Origin of the sequence: Dulcicalothrix desertica PCC 7102, from assembly GCF_003991905.1 — a bacterium.
Lineage (GTDB): Bacteria > Cyanobacteriota > Cyanobacteriia > Cyanobacteriales > Nostocaceae > Dulcicalothrix > Dulcicalothrix desertica.
The window spans coordinates 61,646-81,212 of sequence record NZ_RSCL01000010.1 but is presented as its reverse complement, the minus strand read 5'-3'; the positions used below and the strand labels follow the sequence as shown (position 1 = coordinate 81,212).

At 37.2% G+C, this 19,567-nt stretch carries 15 protein-coding genes; all 15 read left to right on the top strand.

Features of this window, described 5'->3' with window-relative positions; translation table 11 throughout:
- Positions 1-58 precede the first annotated feature (58 nt).
- The 15 genes from DSM106972_RS21430 to DSM106972_RS21360 all read left to right on the top strand — a co-directional run bounded on the left by DSM106972_RS21430 (position 59) and on the right by DSM106972_RS21360 (position 19,566).
- Positions 59-1,216 (top strand): choice-of-anchor tandem repeat NxxGxxAF-containing protein, encoded by a 1,158-nt coding sequence (locus tag DSM106972_RS21430; RefSeq protein WP_127082621.1) that lies wholly within the window; start codon positions 59-61, stop codon positions 1,214-1,216.
- A 102-nt stretch (positions 1,217-1,318) separates the two neighbouring features.
- Positions 1,319-4,357 carry a N,N-dimethylformamidase beta subunit family domain-containing protein gene (locus DSM106972_RS21425; RefSeq protein ID WP_127082620.1) on the top strand — a complete coding sequence of 1,013 codons (3,039 nt, stop codon included), beginning with the start codon at positions 1,319-1,321 and terminating at the stop codon, positions 4,355-4,357.
- Between the two features lie 67 nt (positions 4,358-4,424).
- Positions 4,425-5,441, top strand: a complete 1,017-nt coding sequence (locus DSM106972_RS21420) for a hypothetical protein (RefSeq protein WP_127082619.1) — start codon at positions 4,425-4,427, stop codon at positions 5,439-5,441.
- A gap of 108 nt (positions 5,442-5,549) precedes the next feature.
- Entirely contained in the window at positions 5,550-6,335 is a 786-nt protein-coding gene (locus tag DSM106972_RS21415; RefSeq protein ID WP_233787398.1) for a glycosyltransferase family 2 protein, read from the top strand.
- A complete protein-coding gene (gene wecB, locus DSM106972_RS21410) occupies positions 6,332-7,402 on the top strand; it encodes a non-hydrolyzing UDP-N-acetylglucosamine 2-epimerase (RefSeq protein WP_127082617.1) in 1,071 nt (356 codons plus the stop codon). The genes DSM106972_RS21415 and wecB overlap by 4 nt, the downstream gene beginning before the upstream one ends.
- Positions 7,395-8,912, top strand: coding sequence for a hypothetical protein (locus tag DSM106972_RS21405; protein ID WP_127082616.1), 1,518 nt, complete (start codon positions 7,395-7,397; stop codon positions 8,910-8,912). The genes wecB and DSM106972_RS21405 overlap by 8 nt, the downstream gene beginning before the upstream one ends.
- Positions 8,913-8,964: 52 nt before the next feature.
- Positions 8,965-10,761 carry an ABC transporter ATP-binding protein gene (locus DSM106972_RS21400; protein ID WP_127082615.1) on the top strand — a complete coding sequence of 599 codons (1,797 nt, stop codon included), beginning with the start codon at positions 8,965-8,967 and terminating at the stop codon, positions 10,759-10,761.
- A complete protein-coding gene (locus DSM106972_RS21395) occupies positions 10,754-11,710 on the top strand; it encodes a hypothetical protein (RefSeq protein ID WP_233787904.1) in 957 nt (318 codons plus the stop codon). Before DSM106972_RS21400 ends, DSM106972_RS21395 begins: the two co-directional genes overlap by 8 nt.
- A 66-nt stretch (positions 11,711-11,776) precedes the next feature.
- Positions 11,777-12,475: a class I SAM-dependent methyltransferase gene (locus DSM106972_RS21390; protein ID WP_127082613.1), complete on the top strand. Its 699-nt coding sequence runs from the start codon at positions 11,777-11,779 to the stop codon at positions 12,473-12,475.
- Between the two features lie 15 nt (positions 12,476-12,490).
- On the top strand, positions 12,491-13,681 hold the full coding sequence (locus DSM106972_RS21385; protein WP_127082612.1) for a glycosyltransferase family 4 protein: 1,191 nt from the start codon (positions 12,491-12,493) through the stop codon (positions 13,679-13,681).
- A 40-nt stretch (positions 13,682-13,721) separates the two neighbouring features.
- Positions 13,722-14,864, top strand: a complete 1,143-nt coding sequence (locus DSM106972_RS21380) for a glycosyltransferase family protein (RefSeq protein WP_127082611.1) — start codon at positions 13,722-13,724, stop codon at positions 14,862-14,864.
- A 3-nt stretch (positions 14,865-14,867) separates the two neighbouring features.
- Positions 14,868-15,911 carry a glycosyltransferase family 4 protein gene (locus DSM106972_RS21375; RefSeq protein ID WP_127082610.1) on the top strand — a complete coding sequence of 348 codons (1,044 nt, stop codon included), beginning with the start codon at positions 14,868-14,870 and terminating at the stop codon, positions 15,909-15,911.
- Positions 15,908-17,125, top strand: a complete 1,218-nt coding sequence (locus tag DSM106972_RS21370) for a glycosyltransferase family 4 protein (protein WP_127082609.1) — start codon at positions 15,908-15,910, stop codon at positions 17,123-17,125. The genes DSM106972_RS21375 and DSM106972_RS21370 overlap by 4 nt, the downstream gene beginning before the upstream one ends.
- 18 nt (positions 17,126-17,143) lie before the next feature.
- Positions 17,144-18,454, top strand: coding sequence for a hypothetical protein (locus DSM106972_RS21365; RefSeq protein ID WP_233787396.1), 1,311 nt, complete (start codon positions 17,144-17,146; stop codon positions 18,452-18,454).
- A gap of 2 nt (positions 18,455-18,456) precedes the next feature.
- Positions 18,457-19,566, top strand: a complete 1,110-nt coding sequence (locus DSM106972_RS21360) for a glycosyltransferase family 4 protein (RefSeq protein ID WP_127082608.1) — start codon at positions 18,457-18,459, stop codon at positions 19,564-19,566.
- The last annotated feature ends 1 nt before the right edge of the window (position 19,567 follow it).

Here is a 19,567-nt window from a genome sequence, read left to right as displayed (position 1 = left end):
TAATAATCATACTTATGTAAAGATTATAACAGCGTTTTAAAAACACCAAAATGTAACTATGATAAAAAAAGGGTTAATAGCACTCTTCTTCAGTATTTCTACGATTGTGACATTAACAAACGAAGCTTTTGGTTTCACTTTTACTCGGATTGCCGATAGCAATCAGGGTTATAGTGAGTTCAAGCTGCCTACTATAAATCAAACAGGCAATGTTGCTTTTACAGCTAACTTGGCAGATGGAAGCAGTGCCATATTTACAGGTAATGGATTAGGTTTAACAACCGTTGCAGATAATACGGTATTTAACTCGTTTGGACAATTTGTAGGCATTAATGATAATGGAGCAGTGGCATTTAAAGCAAATGCCAACACTGGAGGCACTAGTGTTTTTATTGCTGAGAATGGATTAGTAACTTCTGTAGCGCAAGGTGCCAACTACTTTGGTATAGGCGACCCTGTAATCAATAATAATAATGCTGTAGCTTTTAATGCTAACATCAATGGTGTTTTTGGGATTTTTACAAATTTTAATGGCTCGGTAAATTCCATTGCTGATACGAGTGGGGTATATAGTAATTTTGACCGTCCAAGTATTAATCAAGAAAGTACTGTAGCATTTTCCGCTAGCTTGAAGAATGGAGGTGGTAGAGGAATTTATAGGGTTGATAGCAACGGCGCCGTTAATACTATAGTTGATACAACTGGAGATTTCGATTTTTTATTTAATCCAGCTATCAATAAAACAGGTACAGTTGTCTTCAAGGGAATATTAGACGCTTTAGCAGGTGAAGGAATTTACACTGCCAGTAATGGCCTAGTTAATAAAATTGTCGATAATGCTGACCTTTTTGATTTTTTTGAAAACCCAGCTATTAACGATAAAGGTAATGTTGCATTCAAAGGTGTTCTTAGAGGTGGTGGTTTAGGAATTTATAACGGCGCAGACCCCAGAAGTAATAAAATTATCGCAGCTGGTGATTCTTTATTCGGCGCCATCGTTACAGACCTTTACATATCTAATCAAAGTTTAAATAACAGTAATCAACTTGTGTTTTATGCCAAGTTTGATGATGGTTCAAGCGGAATTTTCCGCGCTGACCCAGATATTCAAAGTACTTCTCCTGCAACTTCTATACCTGAACCATCATCGGTGTTAGGTATATTAGGTGTCGGTGCTTTGCTTATGGGTTGGAGGAAAAATTTGCAACGGATTTAACGGATGTAACGGATGGTTTTTTAATATATTTTTGAAATTTAACCGTGTAGAGACGCGATATATCGCGTCTCTACATTTTTTATATATTTTTGAATTAAGGCAATGGCTAATCAGACGATTTTTACAACACAAACACCAAGCAACCCTGATGCTACTGACGGGACTGCTTATGAGTTAGGGATGAAGTTTCAAAGTTCTGCGGCTGGTCAAATAACGGCTATTCGTTATTGGAAGTCGCCAAGCGAAACGGGTAGTCATATCGGTAAAGTATGGGCGGGAACTGGTGGCGCCAATCCTTTAGTGACGGTAACGTTTGCAAACGAAACCGCTTCAGGATGGCAAGAGCAAGCATTAACGACACCATTAAATATTCAGGCGAATACAACCTATGTAGTTAGTGTTAATACTAATAATCATTTCGCGATGACAACAGATGCTTTAGCGACTGAGGTTACTAACGGCAATTTGAGTTCGGTTGCTGATAATAACAACGGTGTGTTTGGCAATGCTGGTAGTTTTCCGAATAATTCTTACCGCAATAGTAATTACTTCCGTGATGTTGGGTTTGTTGTTACTACTATTCCTACGATTACCAAAACTGGTGGTGATAATCAAACGGGTACAGCAGGCGCCGCGCTAACAAATCCATTGGTAGTTAACATCGAAAATGGGGGTAATCCACAAGCTGGTGTAACAGTCAATTTTACTGTGACGGCTGGAGGTGGTAGTGTATCACCAGTTAGTGCTGTTACTAATGCGAGTGGACAAGCTAGCACTGTACTTACTCTTGGCGCCGCTTCAGGTGCGATAATTCCTATTAGTAATACTGTGAATGCTTCAGTACCAAGTATTGGGACTGTGACTTTTAATGCTACAGCTAATCCTGCTGGTGTAACTGTAGTCAGTGTGTTTACTAACCAGACACCTAGTAATGCCAACGTTTCTGATAACGCAACATATGAACTGGGAATGAAATTTACCAGTACTAAGGCAGGTCAAATTACTGGTATTCGTTTTTGGAAGGCAGCAAGTGAAACAGGGTCACATATTGGTAAAATTTGGTCGTCTAACGGTACTTTGTTGGGTTCTGTAACTTTCGCGAACGAAACAGCTTCGGGATGGCAAACTCAAGCACTTTCCACACCAGTTAATATTGACCCGAATACAACATACGTTGTCTCTGTTAACGTTAATTCATTCTTCGCACTCACTTACGATGTTTTAGCAAGTACTATTACAAACGGCGCCATAAGCTCAGTCGCTGATGGTAATAATGGTGTGTACGGTAACATCAATGCGTTCCCGACTAACTCGTACCGTAATACTAACTATTTCCGTGATGTAGTATTAGTGATTGGCAGCACCATTAATAAAGTAAGTGGTGATAATCAAAGTGGTAAGGTTGGAACTGCGTTACAAAATCCCTTGGTAGTTCGTGTCGAAGATGGAAATAATAATCCACAGTCGGGTGCTACCGTCACGTTTACTGTGACTCAAGGTGCTGGTACTGTGTCGAATGCCAGTGTAGTAACTGGTAGTGATGGTCAAGCAAGTACGACACTGACTTTAGGAAATATACCAAGTGGACCCAATAGCGCAGTTATTGTGACGGCAACAGCAGCGGGTATTGGTAGTACTACTTTTAGCGCAAAATCGGCGCCTGCAAATGCCAACGCGATATATTTAGAAAATATCAAAACAGGCACAAATAATTGGGTAATCACAAATTATGCGTTAGACGAAATTACAGGTTATGCAGCAGCAACCAGTGTAAATAAAGGTGCTTCACTACCAATTAAAGTATCGCTCAAACAATCTGGAAGTTTTCAAGTTGAAGTGTACCGTTTAGGTTATTACGGTGGTTTAGGCGGTAGGTTAGTATCGAGTAGTGGTTCACTTACTGGTAATACTCAACCCGCGTGTACAGTAGATGATGACCCTAATAATCCAAATAGAACTAACCTTGTTGAGTGTAACTGGTCAGATTCTTATACAATTGCAGTTGGTTCCGATTGGACAAGTGGACTTTATATAGCCAAACTTATCGACCAAGCGAGTGGTAAACAGTCTGCTATTTGGTTTGTTGTCCGTGACGATAGCAATAATTCTGATATCGTATTCCAAAGCAGCTTTACTACTTTCCAAGCTTATAACAGTTTAGGTCAATATAGTTTGTATGCTTGGAATAGTCTTAATGGACAAAAAGCCATCAAAGTTTCTTTCGACCGTCCGTTCATTCAAACTACTAGTAAAGGCGCCTGGTATTTTGACTCAATGTTACGTTTTGAGCGTCACATGGTGCGCTGGTTAGAGTCACAAAGTTATGATGTCAACTATATAACGAACCTGGATGTTCAAGCGAACCCGCAAATAATTCGACAACACAAAGTCTTTATATCAGTAGGTCATGATGAATACTGGTCGATGCAAGAACGCGATGCAGTCGAACAAGCACGCGATGCGAACCCACCAGTTAACTTAGCGTTTTTCAGTTCAAACACAGCTTACTGGCACATCCGCTTTGGAAACTCCACTAACGGTGGACAAGCTAACCGCATCATGACGTGTTACAAGAGTAACGCTGACCCAACCTCACCAGCAACGAACAAATTCAGGTTAATTAACCGTCCAGAGAATGCGCTGTTAGGTGTTATGTATACAGGTGATAGAAGTGACGGTTTATACGATACAACAACAAATATAAACAGCCCTTCATATTCGGGTTTTGACCATGTAGTATCAAAGAGTGATGACCTTTATTACGCTAATACCGGACTAACTAACGGCAGTAAATTAACAGGTTTAGTAGGTTTTGAATGGGATGCTAATGTAAATAACGGCGCCGCACCAAGCGGTTTAGTAATACTATCACAATCAACAGTAGTCCCAAGTAATACTGACCCCGATGTTCCACCGGGCACTAATTATAGCGTTTCTAATGCGGTACGTTACACAGCCAGCAGTGGGGCAAAAGTCTTTTCTACTGGTTCAAACCAATGGATGTTTGGTTTAGATAACGGTGGTAATAGCACAAATTTAACTGACCCACGAGCAAAACAAATAGCTGTTAACGTTTTTGCTGACATGGGCGCTCTCCCTCAAACACCCGATGCGGGAATTATCGTGCCTACGTCTCCCTAAACCCTCTATACAGGGAAACTTAAAACTTTATTGCCAATAAAATAACCTAAAATAACCGTAAAAGACAATGTACATCAGAATTAGACGGCGCCGATTTGGGCAGCTTGTTTTATCCGGTGCAGCTACGGCAGTGTTAGCTAACTTACCACGCCGAGCATATGCTCAGTCAGAATCACAACTTTATGGAGTGCAAGTTGCCAAAAAAGAAGTTGCAACTGATGCACCAAACAAAACTCCAGATACTGTTTTTGTAGTAGCTGACACAGTAACAGGAAAAGAAACTTCTCGAATTAGTGTTCCTTCCCGGCAAGTTAGTAACTTACAAACAGATACAAAGCTTGATAGTGTAGAAATTGACAATGCACAAGTTGACAATACAGATGCAAGTCGAGGAGTACCAGGAAAATCAGTATTGACTCGTACTAGAGAACGCATAACAAGTTTAACTCCTCTTACTGACGGAACTTTAGCTGTTGTATCTGTAGTCAATACCCCACGAGGCAACTTTACACGGGTAGCACAAATTAACCCTAAAACTGGTGAAAATTTAGGAGCAACAAGAATTTCTGGCTTTGAAACCAATAGTTCTACACTTGAAAGCTTAGTAGCAACAAAAGATAATAATCTAATTGGCATAGCCAGTTTTAGCGATGGGTTACCACCATTTAAATTAATTGGTATTGATTTAAAAGGAGGTAAGGCAAATAACGCCGAAAGATTAGCGCTACCTACATTATTTCCAAATCGACGATACAGTAACTTAGTACTGGGTCGTGACAACGTAATTTACGGTACAAGCATAGGTTCCGAGGGTTCAGTTGTACTGATTAAAATCGATTTAAACGATAGAGCTGCAATAACAGGTCGAGCGAAAGTTACCACAGTCGTCGAATTGCAGCTAGACAATAAAGATTTAGAAAACGATATATTGAGCCTAGCAATTTCTCCGGGAGGTCAAATATATGCCCTTGCCGACCCGGCATCAAAAGGAACTAATTCGCTATTTATCGTTGACGAAAAAAGCGGTGCCATTAGATTTGTGCGAGATTTTCAAGTTGATAAAATAGCGTTTGCAATAGCTTAAAAGTTTATCAAAAACAAAAAATTAGAATCTCGACTTTTGTTAGAAGTCGAGATTTTTTTTTACGCCACAAGAAATAGCAATAAAGCTAAAATTATGTATTCCAATCACATGAATAATAGCGATTACGAACTAATTAGTATCATTATACCCTGTTATAATGAATCTGAGGGAATACCAGCCCTAAAGCAAGAATTACTACCAGTATTATCAAAACTGCGAGAGCGAAAAAATGTAGAAGTAATTTGTGTCAACGATGGCAGCACCGATGATACATATTTACAGCTAGAAAAGCATTTAGGAGAACATGTACAAATTATTAATCATCCAAAAAACGCAGGGCTTTCAGCAGCAATTAAAACAGGGTTAACATCAGCCAAGGGTCAAATTATTTGCACGATTGATAGCGATTGTACCTACCATCCAAAATATCTAATAGACCTTCTAGACTTAATGTACCCGGATGTCGATGTCGTCACTGCATCACCCTACCATCCACGCGGAAGAGTCAAAAACGTACCAGGTTGGCGCCTATTTTTAAGCAAAGGGCTATCAAACTTATATCGAATCGTACTACCACAAAGACTATATACATATACAAGTATGTTCCGCGCATATCGACGCGAAGTCCTTGAAGAAATACCTATTACATATCCAGGATTTTTAGGGTTAGTAGAAGTCATTGCAGAAGCAATGCTATGTGGATATAGAGTAGTCGAACTACCTACAGAATTAAGTAACCGTGTATATGGTCGTTCTAAACTGCGCGTCGTCAAAGTCATCTTAAGTCACCTAAATTACATTAAAAAATTAACAATTAGGCGCCTACTCCCAACCGCATCATCCCAAACCATCAAACCCCTTCCCACCTCAGCAAAAAAAGCAATACGCCGATGAAAATTACAACAATACTAGGCGCCAGACCTCAATTCGTCAAAGCATCTGTAGTTAGCAATGCCTTCAAACACTCCAGCATCGAAGAAACCATTATCCATACTGGTCAACACTTTGACGCTCAAATGTCAGATGTATTCTTCAAAGACTTAAACCTTCCACAACCTAACCATCATTTAAATATTCATAGCCTCAACCACGGAGCTATGACAGGTAGAATGATGGAGCAAATCGAAACATTGCTACAACAAAACAAACCAGACTGGGTATGCGTATACGGAGATACTAACTCAACACTAGCAGGCGCCTTAGTAGCATCCAAGTTAAACATTCCTATAATGCATATCGAAGCTGGTTTGCGTAGTTATAACCGCGAAATGCCAGAAGAAATAAACCGAGTTGTTACAGACCACCTAGCAAAATTATTACTGGCGCCAACACAAATAGCAGTAGAATGTCTTGAGAAAGAAGGTATATATCGGGGAGTACACTGTGTCGGAGACGTAATGATGGATGCTGTATTAACATTTCATCATCGCGCCAAAGAAACATCTTATATCCTCGACAAATATAATTTAAACCCAGATAGTTTTTATCTAGCGACAATTCATCGTCCTAGCAACACAGACAACAACGAGCGGTTGAGTGCAATTTTAGAAAACCTAACAAAATTAGACTTCCCTGTAGTATTCCCAGTTCATCCACGCGCGCTTAACCAAATAAAGCAGCAAGGATTAGATAATTATCTAAACCACAAACAAATTATAACAATTCCTCCAGTCAGTTACTTAGAGATGTTGATGTTAGAAAGTAATTGTAGCGGAGTTATTACAGACTCAGGGGGAGTGCAAAAAGAAGCTTATATTTTCCAACGTCCTTGTTTTACCTTACGTAACGAAACTGAGTGGAAAGAAACAGTGTATGCAGGTTGGAATCATTTAGTACAGCCAGAAAACCTAAGAGACACCATTACTAATTTTACTTACCCATTAGAATCACCTTCATTTTACGGTAACGGAGACGCAGCCCAGAAAATTGTTGAGATATTGATAGGGAAAGAAAATGATTAAAAATATTAAAATTCCAAACAGTATCGTTACTTACGCAGTTCTAAGTATTGCAGTCCTTGCCGCGTGGTTTCCTGCACTAGGTGGTCATCCTTTATTTTCCGAAGAATTCCATTATCGGAATATGTTAAATAATGGGTTCTGGAGTTTTTGTGTAGAATGGTTACAATTTCAGGGAATGTGGCGCCTTTTAAGTCAAGCAGTAAATGGTGTAACTACAAATCACCCTGCATTTACTTCTTACTTGGCTGTTTTTACACATATAATTACAGCATGTTTATTTTTTCGAGTTACAGAAATTTTATTCAAAAGAAAAGGGTTAGCGCTGGTTCTCGCATTGACTTTCGGTGTATTTCCTTGGGGATTTCAAACTATAGTCAATGTAATGGGTTATACACCAATGTTAGCCACAACTATATTTTGGGGAAATTTGTTATTACTATTAAAATTTGCAAATAACAAGAAACAACAGCCTTATATATTTGCTATAAGCTTTATATTGACATTTGTAGCACAGTCACTATATGAGATTTTAGTTTTTGCATTCATGTTTAGCGGCGCCATTATCTGCTTTGATGAAGGCGATAAAAGTTTTAATCTTAGAAAAATAATTAATAATTTACGAAGAACCTATATTGCACTGGCGCCATTTTTAAGCGGACTAGCGTTTTTAATTTCATACAAGCTTACATACCCTGAAAGTAACAGAATGTATCCTCCTGGATTCGCCATTCAGGCAGTTTTTTCAATTTACTTTCGCCAATACACAAATTACTACATTTTTCAACCTTGGTTAAGTCCAGTTACTCGTAATTTAATTTTTCACTCTTGGGGTTTAAGCGACGTACTGCTGTTTGGTATATTGCTGTTTGCCTTAACTCTGAGTTTATCTATATTATTAAAGCAAAGAGATTTTGTTAAGTCAAAATTATTACCTGTAAGTAAATTTTTACTACCTTACATTTTGCTATTGATTTTCGGCGCCTCTTTGCTTTATGTTGTATCAGGAGGGTATCAACTAGAAAGTCGTAAAAGATATTCTCTTATTCCACTGCTACTACTTTTAGTAGGATGGATATGGTGTAAATTCTTTGAAAATCGAGTTAAATTTACTCGAAAGATGCTAGTATTAATCATGACTTGTGGAGTTTTTGGAATAAGTACAAGTTGGTTAGTAACAGGAGTATATCTTTACGAGATTAACCGTCAAGATGCATTAGCCGAATTTATAGTAACTCACAAGGTAAAAGGAGATATTGAGTTAGAATTCAATCCTGATATTAAAGCCGCTTGGCCCACTTTGTACACAACTATTGGCTTTGATATGTATGATAACTGGGTTTTTAACTTTGCCCCAGAGTCGAAACTTGGTTTGTGGACTGGTAGACCACTTACCGATAGAGCTTGGTTTCTACACGAAGGTGAGCGTTTAGTCAACATTACCCAAAAACCAGGCGCCGTCAAATTACGCTTTAACCCTGATAAATTTCGCTGGGAATTTGCAAACACTTAAAATAAATACCGCTGATGTTGGGTTGCACTTTGTTAAACCCAACCTATTAATTATGAAAGAAAAAACTATATTGATCTCACTATATCAATTTGTCAAACCTCATAGATATCTGGCAATAGTATCGTTAATTTTAGCAAGTATTTTGTCAGTATTAGAGGTTCTCAGCACTGCACTGATATTGCCTCTGACTCAAGCATTAAGTGGAAATCAAGACTACAGCAATATTCAATCTAGTTTTTTAAAACCATTATTAAGCTTCCACACTTACTTCGCTCCCAAGTGGCAATTGTTGGTAATTATCATAGCTTTATTATGTTTGACGATTATCAAAAATGCCGTTGCTTACTTATCAAGCATTAGTATATATGATTTCATGCTCCGCAGCGGAACTTTACTCCGTAGAAAGTGCGTTGAGCATATATTAGAGTTAGAAATACCATTTTATACTCGAAAAAACTTAGGAGAGTTGTTAAGTCATATTAACGAACAGGTACAACGCAGTGAACTATTATTTTCTTTATATTTAGAAGTTATTCGGAATATATTAATTATTAGTTTCTTGCTATGCTTTTTAATGGTTCTTTCTCCACTTTTGACTATTTTTGCTCTGGTTAGTTTATCTATAGTATTTCTGCCACTACGAACATTAAATCGAGACCTACAAGTTTATAGTCGTAAAGCAGCTGTTGCAATTGAAGCTTTCTCAACACTAGTTACTGAGATAATTACAGGTATTCGAGTCGTCAAATCATTTCATGCGGAAGCACGGGAGTTAAAGCGCGCGGACGAATCGCTGCAAAGTCGGTATAATGCTGATTTGACAGGATATAAGTATTATTGTGCTAGCGCTCCTGTGACGGAAACGATAGGAATATCAGTTCTACTAGTAATAATATTAATTGGAGCAAACTTACTTTCAACATCAACTAACTCAACTTTACCGATTTTATTGACTTTTACAGTCACTTTAATGCGGATTTTACCAAGAGTAACCGTTTTAAATAGTTTTCGCTCACAAATATATTTATTTAGAGGTTACTATGAAGCAGTTCAAGGTTTTTTATATAATACCGATTATTTAAAATTACCTAATGGTGAAAAATATTACCCCGGTTTAAATTCCAGCTTAGTCTTCCAAAATGTAACATTTACTTTTACGCATAATACAGAACCGACTTTACATAATATTAATCTGGAAATAGTAAAAGGTAAAACAACTGCAATTGTTGGTTCATCAGGAAGTGGAAAATCAACATTAGTTGATTTAATCATGCGATTTTATGATCCTGAAGAGGGTAGTATTGACGTTGATGGAATTGATTTAAGAGATTTGCAAATTGGTTCTTTTAGAAGCGCAATTGCAATGGTTAGTCAAGACACGTTTTTGTTCGATGTTTCAGTTCGTGATAACATTGGATACGGGCGCCCAAATGCTACAGATTCAGAAATTGTTGCAGCAGCAAAACAAGCATATGCTTACGAATTTATCCAAGATTTACCTCAAGGCTTTGATACGATAGTTGGTAATCGTGGTACAAGACTTTCAGGTGGTCAACGGCAACGAATAGCAATAGCAAGAGCAATTTTATGTAACCCTGATATTTTAATTCTCGACGAAGCAACAAGTGCGTTAGACTCAAACTCTGAAAGAATTGTACAAGAGGCAATCGAAGCAGTAAGTAAAAATCGTACTGTAATTGTGATTGCCCATCGTCTTTCAACTATTGAAAAAGCTGATAAAATCGTTGTTCTTCAAAATGGACATGTACTTGAGCAGGGAACTCATCAAGAACTATTAAACAATCAACGTGTGTACTACTCTTTATATAAATCCCAAGTTCATGTATAGAGAACAAAAAAAATTTGATAGCATGAATAAAATCAGAACTATACTAAAAACACTTAAAACCGGGCAGTTTTGGTATTTGTTTCCACACTACTATTATTCCTGGAGACGTTCTATAGATATTGAGCAAACGGCGCCAGTTATTACAGCTACTTATGGTACTCCTGATGCCATTGAAGTTCACATGTTAACGGGAGCAAAACACTATGTAGACTTATTATATGCAGCTAAATCTTTTATTTCTAATTATCAGGCGCCAATTAGTTTAATTATTCATGGTGATACAAGCGTTACAGATGATGTAATTCAAAAAATTCACAAACACTTACCGCAAGCTAAAATATTTACAAGACAGCAAAGAGATGAAATAGTGGTGCCTAAGTTAGAAGCACTTGGTTTGAAATACTGCCAACGATTTAGACAAATTAACGTATTTGGCACCAAGCTTATCGATGCTTTCTTGCTTTCGCACTCGCAAAAAGTTATTCTTCTTGATACCGATTGCTTGGCTTTTAAACCGCTACATCGGTTACGCAAGTTAGTTGATAACAATGAAGATGTGAATGTTTATGCTAAAGACCCACAGCCTTATCCTTATAGTCTTTCTGAAAAACAAATTCAAGAGTACTTTGGCGTTGAAATTATACCATACTTTTGTGCTGGTTTTTGTGTAATTAACCGCCAAACAATCGATTTAAATATTACAGAAAAATGGCTTTCAACACCAGGTTATCCTAGTTATTCCCATTATGCTGAACAAACTATTACAGCAGCTTTGGTAAGCCAAAGTGCTAGAGTAATGTTACCTGAAAATGAATATAATACCGGACGCATTTATGATGAAAAACAGTGTGTTTTTATACATTATTGTGGACATTACTTAAGTGAAACAAGAATTGCAATGCGGCATATTGGACAATCAATAGTATTGCAAAAATTAAAAAAATCATGAGTTGTTGATATTAAATAGTTATATTTATTATGACTGTAGATTGTACTGTTAGCAGGTTTAGATAGCATGGATACATCTCATGTAATAAGTAAGCTTTCTTACTATTTCAATAAGTATGGCTTATTTCATACTGTTTTTAGTTTTATAGGGCGTTATAACCAAGAGTTTTGGAATTTAATTGGTTTCTCAGTAACGTCGCCTTATATTAATAAATGGAAGACTCAAATATCAGTAGATAAACGTATCCTCAATTTAGGAGGTGGAAGTAACTGCTTATCAGGGTGTCTAACAGTAGATATAGACCCTAGGGCAGATGCCTATGTAGACATAACAGAAAAACTACCTTTTGATGATTGCTCAATCAATGCAATTTTTTGCGAAGAAGCGATTGAACATGTTGATCTAAAATGCGGTTTACAATTGTTAAGAGAATGTTATAGAATTCTCAAGCCAGGTGGAGTCATTCGTTTAACAACACCTGACTTAAACTATTTTGCTAGTAAAATTTCTGAATCTGTTTCAGCCTGTAGTGAAATAAATGAAGTTTTTTATAGTCATGGGCATCGTTACTTATATACACGAGAAGCACTTCAATTTCATTGCCAAGAAGTAGGATTTACAAATTTAAAAATGTCATTTTATCAAGATTGTGAATCGAAACTTGGCTACTTGGATTCTCATGCGAATAGGTTTAATCATATACCTGAAATTACTCAATATTTGGAAGCTGAAAAATCTAATTATAACCAAAGAATAAATATTTAATTTAAAATTAAAATAATGAAACTTTGTTGGCTAATTGCTAGTGACTCAAGTGGTGGAATAACTCCTGTAGCTATATCTTGCTGTCGTCAAGCTACCCAAGCAGGGTATGAGACAACAATGCTTATGCTCCTTAAACCAACCAGGATAACTAATAACTATAATTTCAAAATATCGTCTTTAGAGCTAACAGGATGGGCAGCAGAAACACCAGTAAATTTACTGCAATGGTTAAATGAAAATCACCAAGATATACTGTTTTTTAATGCCTGTGGAGAATTAGAAGCTATTATTCCTTACTTGCCTCCCAATATAAAATGTGTTTTTGTTGCCCACGATACTGCTCCTCCCTACTGGGGTAAAGCTTTGGAAGAAGAAGATAATTTAGAGGCGATTGTTGCAGTATCAGAAACTGTGGCAAGTAAATTTCGTCACCGTCTAAAAAATCCTCAAAAACTATCTGTTATTTACAACGGCTGTCTTTTCCCAGAATTATTGGATATAAATATTACACGGCAAGATGATTTAATATTTCTTGGTGGTGATAATCCGACAAAAGGAGCTTTTGATGTCCTGAAGTTATGGAAAAAACTTATTAACTTAGGGTTTAGAGGTAAGCTACACTGGTTTGGTAATATAACACCGGAATTTCTGACTCAGATTAAACAATTACCTAATTCTGAGGCTATTCATATTTATGGTTATGTTGCACGTGATGTTATTTTCTCTAGCGCAGCATCTGCAAAAGTATTGCTGATGCTGAGTCGCGTTGAACCGTTCGGTATGGCTACTATTGAGGCGATGAGTATGGGGTGCGTGCCAGTTGCTTGGGATGTTGAGACTGGTACAAAAGAAATTACTACGGCAAACGAAACAGCGCTTTTTGCACCTTTAGGCAATACTCAAGCTTTAGCCAAGCAAGTTCTGTACGCTTGCAGAAACTATGAAGCTTTTGGTGCAAATGTAATTGAACGTGCGCGTTCCAACTTTAACGAAGCACTAATGTGGCAAGGTTACGAAGCCCTCATCGATTATATTTCCACTCTCCAACCGATTGAAAGGAGCAAGCAGTGTCAACAACCAACACTTTATCAAGTTCCTGTACAACGCTTTCAGCTTTTACCCCCTCGCCTGCGTTCTGTCATTAGAGAATTCATCGGGCGATCTCCTTTTCTTGGCTACTGGTTGCGGGATCTACGCGGTTGGTAGATAGTTGGTAGATAGTTGGTAGATAGAACATGGTGTACATATGGGAAAACTAAGTTTTCTATTTTTAGGTGCTAACAGTCCTTGGACTTACGGTATGGCAGAAGCTTTAGCTCAACGCCACCCAACCCATGCAATTGAGTTTTATGATTGGCGAACTTATTATACTATCCGTCCAAGTTGGTCAAGCCGGACTCCGCCATCCCTATTACAACGTTCAATGCAAGTAATGCCTACTGGCTATGCAGGACGACTAGAAATACTATTCAGATTTTACTTGCAACAGTTAATTTTGCAATGGTGTCAGCAACTGAAAAAAGTTTCTGGTGAATACCCTTGGGTTATAGGTTGCCATCCTAATCTTACCTACTGGGTTCGCAAAGTTCCAAGAGAGCGTTTAATCTACTATAACTTTGATGACTATACTCTTTATCGACAGTCGCGCAAAAGCCAAATTTTAGAGAAGGAAAAGGAGTTAGTAAACGGCGCCAATATAACTCTTTGCGCTTCTCACTCGCAATTAATCTCTTTTCAGAAGCTTTACCCTTATAGATCATCGCGAATTTGTCATTTTCCGCATGGATTAATAAATACCTACCTCAATCCTCAACCAGAAAATTCTCCAGAACCAATGACTGTAGGTTACGTTGGGAACTTAGGCGATCGCCTAGACTGGCAATTAATTTATCAAGTTATTAGAGCTTGTCCGAAAATAACTTTTGTATTTGTTGGTGGTCGAGACGATCAAGGTATTTTAAATCCACAAGACTGGCATTCAACCCGTGAAGCAGTGCTAGCATTGACTAATGTTCGTCATATCGACAGAGTGCCATCAGAACAAGTAGCAAAATATTACTGGTCTTTTGCAGTAAATTGGATTCCCTATGTAGTAGATCACAAGTTTAATCAAGCTGCTTGTCCCACCAAAATTATGGATGGCATCGCTAGCGGGCGCCCACTTATTAGTACTAAAATACCAGAGTGTTGTTTATATCCTGAGTGGATTAGTATTTTCCGAACTGCACAAGAGGCAGTAACTTACATAGACACTAAGCTTAGTATTTGTGGAAGTGATTTAGCTTATAAGCATAGCTTGAAACAATTAGAATTTGCCCAGCAAAATACTTGGTCAAATCGTGTTCAAACATTAGAGAATATACTTATTTCTGCTCAAGACACAATTTAAATTATGAATATTTGTTTATACTCTAGTGCATTTTTTCCCAATATTGGTGGACTAGAGCAAGTAAGTTATACTTTGGCTAGTTACTGGTCAAAACAACAACATCAAGTAAGCATCGTTACTGATACTCCTGCAACTAATGAGCAGAATACAAGTTATATTTTTCCAGTTATTCGTTGTCCAAATTTTGAGTCTTGGAAGACAATACTAGATAAAAGCGACTGTATTATTTCTAACGGTTATAGCTTGAAACATCTAGCTGTTTGGCTATTATCACGTAAACCGATAATTTGGATACATCCAATTTACATTCCAGAACTGTTTCAAGATGGTCAAAACAGTTTGACAAGTCTTATTAAACCTTTACTAAGACGAATGCTTCTGTCTTTAGGGGCTGGACATATTTATGTAAGTCATGCTATTGAGCAACAAGTTGGCGCTCGTAAAGGAGTTGTGATTTATAATCCAGTAGAAGATAGGTTTCGACCTTTACCTAGCGTAAAAATTGACAATGATTTTGCCTTCTTTGGCAGAATGATTCCTGATAAGGGTGTTGATACTTTACTGGAAGCTTTAGCAATTTGTAAAAGCAAGAGTAAAATGTATAAGCTTGATTTATATGGTGAAGGCTCTTACATTAAAGAACTACAGCAGCTAGCGTTAACTCTGGGTATAGAATCACAAATACGTTGGTATCGCTTCTTACGTGGTGAAAAATTAGTACAGGCGATGAATGCTGCTGGTGCTGTGGTAGTACCTTCTCGATGGGCAGAGCCTATGGGTATAGTAGCAGTGGAAGCAATGGCTTGTGGAAAAGCAGTGATTGGTTCACGTTGGGGTGGTTTAGGGGAAGTTTTAGAAGGTTACGGTATGACCTTTGAAAATGGTAATGCGGAACAACTAGCAGAATGTATGATTCAGCTTAAAGAGCATCCTGATTTACAAATAAATCTAGAAAAGAAAGCATATGAGAGGTCGCATGATTTTTTAATAGACACAATTGGCACTAAATATCTAAAAATTATTGAAAGTATTTTGAAAAATAGATGATGAGTCAGTATGTTTGTGCATTTCGAGGGCGTAGGGATAATTATCAGATTCCTTTAGCTTTGGTGGAAAAAGGTTTACTAAATCAATTGATTACTGATTTTTATGCAGTAAACTATATTCAGAAAGTTTCTCCCCTGCTACCTAAAAAGTGGCAAAATAAAATCTCTTTTAGATTAGAATCTAATATTCCCGTAGAGCAAGTGAAATGTCTATGGGGTTCTGCTGTACTTGAACAAACTCGCCATTATCTAGGCTTTTCTCCTGCTACTACTTTTGCTTGGTTAGATCAAAATTTTGCCGAAGCAGCTGCGTCACAGGCACGTAAAACCAAAAGTAATTTACTGCTCTACACGCCATATGCCTGGGAAGCTTTTATTGCGTCTTATCAACATAATCCTCGGAAAATTTTGTTTGAATTTCACCCCCACCCTGAAGTTGAAATCCCTTTGTTAGCACAAGACTTAATACGCTTTCCCTTTGTACAAGAATCTTATTTAGAACAAACAGGTGCCCACTTACCAGAAAAATTAATAGTAAGAGTTAAAGAATGTTGGCGCCATGCTGATATTATTTTGTGTGCAAGTAGCTTTACTAAGCAAACTTTAGTAGCAGCTGGAGCAGAACATAATTCCTGTAAGGTGATTCCCTATGGTATTGACTTGCCTGTACTACCATTGCACTCATTTAAATTAGATAGTTTGGATAGTTTCCAGGCGCTTTTTGTAGGTTCTGGATGCCAACGCAAAGGCTTGCATCATTTACTCTATGCATGGCAAAAAGCTCATTTGCCAAAGGAAAGTTTGCTGACATTAGTTTGTAGGTACTTAGACCCAGGTATGGAATCTCTTGTGTCTCAAACTCCACGAGTACGTCTAATCCGAGGCATAGATGCAGCTTCTTTGCGCCATCTTTATCACAATAGTTCTCTTTTTGTCATGCCCTCTCTAACTGAAGGATTTGGGCAAGTATTTCTAGAAGCACTCAGTTATGGTTGCCCTGTACTTGGAACGGCTAATACTTGCCTACCTGATTTAGGTAGAGAGGAAGATGGCATTTTTTTGACAGAAGTGGGAAATTTAGACCACCTAATCTCTCAACTTGAATATCTATCAAATTTTATACCAGCTACTCCGGAAATACGTAAAAAGGCGCGTTTTTGTGCAGAGCGTTTTCCTTGGAAAAGTTTTCGTGATGCAATTTGTCGTGTTCTGTAATTACACGTAGGGTGGGCAGTGTCCACCTTACATTCGCAAGTCAATAAAATGGAAATGGTTGGAATATATAAAGATTTATTTATTATTATTTGCCTGGGTTTGTTAGGTTGGGGAGTGATACGTATAGAGCGAATTTATCAATATCCATTTTTTATGGGTAGTATGTTTACTTCATTTATACTACCTCAAGCTTTTGCTTTAATTAGTAAACCTGAACAAGTCAGCTTAGAGGCTCTCCAAAGAGTATTATTGGTCTCATGTCTTTGCGCTACCGCCTGTTGGATAGGCTATCAAATAAGACCAGACCCAAAATGGTTGACTAAACTAAATACTGCTATCGATGAGCGTAAATTATTTAGAGCAGGAATTGTCCTAATGGCTAGTGGCTTGTTCTTTACTTTATTACTTTCTCGCACAACTGCCGCTACTGGAGAAAATGGTAATTGGACAGGTTTAGCCACAATATATCTTAATTTTTCTCAAACTACTCAAATTGCCTTGGGAATTTTTATTTTAAAATTCATACAGCGTCCTAACATTATTAATTTTATTTGTACAGTGTTCTCCGCTTGGCCCCTACTGGGTGCAGTTATTATCGGACGTCGGCAACCTACTATGACACTTCTCGTTACCATAGGACTTTCATTATTCTGGGTTCGTCGCTTAGTACCACCTCGAATATTAGTTATTATAGGTATGCTTTCAATAGCTGTTCTCATTCCAGTTTTAGGTACGTTACGTGGCGATTTCTGGAATTTGATTTTTAGTGGTAAATGGCAGGATGTCTTAGCTGTATCTCAACACGCTTTTGATAATCAACAAAAGGGAGATTTATTAGAACTAAGAAATGCAGCATTAGTAATGGATGCAGTAGAGCGGACGGGTTTATTTGGATATGGCACTGGATGGTGGGATAGTATTGTACTTCAATGGGTACCTGGACAAATTGTAGGTTTTGACTTTAAGAAGTCTCTACAATTTAACTTGTGGGATAAATACTTAAATTTATTAAAAGATTTTTATGGCTATAAAAACCCTGCTGGTGCAACATTTACTGGTATTGGAGATTCTTTTGTAGAATTTAGCTACTTTGGCTTTCTTAGTTTTGCGCTGATAGCCTATATTTTTAAACATGTATGGATATCAGCTACCTATTATAAAAGTACTTGTAGTCGAATATTATATCTTGGGCTAGTTAGTCCAACAATGATAGCTCTAACGCATTCTGTTGGATTTGCAATACAACAATCAAGCTTTCAATTAATTTTTATAGGTTTAGCTTTATATTATTCTAAGGTTAAACACAAATATTCAACTGAATGGGTATAAATATGAAAATATTAAATTTAATGCAGTGCTTAAATCTTGGAGGTATGGAACAATCGGCATACATTTTAATGAGAGAAACGCATGAAAAAATGATAACGTGGCAAGTACAAAGTATTACTCCTGGCGGTGTAGGTAAAAAAATTGCTGCTAACTTAAATATTCCAGCAAAAGATAACTTATATATAGGAAAATTTGGCTGGCGCTCTTACTTTGAACTAAAGAGAAAAATTTTAGAGTTTATCGGTGATATTATTTTAGTGACTGGTCCTAGCTTGACATCTTGTTTAGCGATTAAAGGAAGTTCTTATAAGAAAGTGCTTGGAATACATTTTTGTCATGGTAGTTCTATTAAAGAAAGATTAAAGTGGAAATTATTTTATAATTTTTTTGGAAAAGATTATGATGCGATTATATATCATTCTCAATATATTCTAGAAGAGGCAAAACAGATAGCTCCTTATCTTGAAGATAAATTTCATTTGGTTGAATATTCAACTCAACACTGTTCAATAACAAGTGAAAAAGATAAGCGTACTGCCCGTCAGCATTTAGATATTCCTACTGATAAGTTTATTATCGGTAATGCTGGATGGCTAATCGAACGAAAGCGTTTTGATATTTTTTTACAGGTATGTGCAAAAATATCCAAATCATATCCAAATGTTTTTTACCTTATCGCTGGTGATGGCCCTATGCGTCAAGAATTAGAGATACTAGCTCGCGATTTAGGCATTATTGATAAAGTAAAATTTCTAGGTTGGCAAGAAGTTTTACATACTTTCTATCAAGCTTTAGATTTAGTATTATTTAACTCTAATTCTGATGCATTTGGTCGCACAGTTATGGAGGCAATGGGATATGGGGTTCCAGTTGTTGCATCTGTTTTAGAAGGTGGTACAGATTCTGTTATAATTCATAAAGAGAATGGATATTTAATACCAAAACACGAGATTGAACAGCTTGCTGAGTATTGTTTGAAGTTAATAAATGAACAAGATTTATATAATAAATTTCAGTTAGCTTCAATAGAGACTATTCGCAAGCGCTTTAGCAATGACTTATATGTTCAGAAGTACTTAGAAGTGTTTAATGATGTTTTAAAAGCATCTTAAA

Coding starts and splice junctions, on each gene's coding strand:
- DSM106972_RS21405 (WP_127082616.1), top strand. CDS start 7,395: ATGATTAAAAATATTAAAATTCCAAACAGTATCGTTACTTACGCAGTT.
- DSM106972_RS21430 (WP_127082621.1), top strand. CDS start 59: ATGATAAAAAAAGGGTTAATAGCACTCTTCTTCAGTATTTCTACGATT.
- DSM106972_RS21370 (WP_127082609.1), top strand. CDS start 15,908: ATGATGAGTCAGTATGTTTGTGCATTTCGAGGGCGTAGGGATAATTAT.
- DSM106972_RS21395 (WP_233787904.1), top strand. CDS start 10,754: ATGTATAGAGAACAAAAAAAATTTGATAGCATGAATAAAATCAGAACT.
- DSM106972_RS21420 (WP_127082619.1), top strand. CDS start 4,425: ATGTACATCAGAATTAGACGGCGCCGATTTGGGCAGCTTGTTTTATCC.
- DSM106972_RS21400 (WP_127082615.1), top strand. CDS start 8,965: ATGAAAGAAAAAACTATATTGATCTCACTATATCAATTTGTCAAACCT.
- DSM106972_RS21360 (WP_127082608.1), top strand. CDS start 18,457: ATGAAAATATTAAATTTAATGCAGTGCTTAAATCTTGGAGGTATGGAA.
- wecB (WP_127082617.1), top strand. CDS start 6,332: ATGAAAATTACAACAATACTAGGCGCCAGACCTCAATTCGTCAAAGCA.
- DSM106972_RS21375 (WP_127082610.1), top strand. CDS start 14,868: ATGAATATTTGTTTATACTCTAGTGCATTTTTTCCCAATATTGGTGGA.
- DSM106972_RS21425 (WP_127082620.1), top strand. CDS start 1,319: ATGGCTAATCAGACGATTTTTACAACACAAACACCAAGCAACCCTGAT.
- DSM106972_RS21385 (WP_127082612.1), top strand. CDS start 12,491: ATGAAACTTTGTTGGCTAATTGCTAGTGACTCAAGTGGTGGAATAACT.
- DSM106972_RS21415 (WP_233787398.1), top strand. CDS start 5,550: ATGAATAATAGCGATTACGAACTAATTAGTATCATTATACCCTGTTAT.
- DSM106972_RS21380 (WP_127082611.1), top strand. CDS start 13,722: ATGGGAAAACTAAGTTTTCTATTTTTAGGTGCTAACAGTCCTTGGACT.
- DSM106972_RS21390 (WP_127082613.1), top strand. CDS start 11,777: ATGGATACATCTCATGTAATAAGTAAGCTTTCTTACTATTTCAATAAG.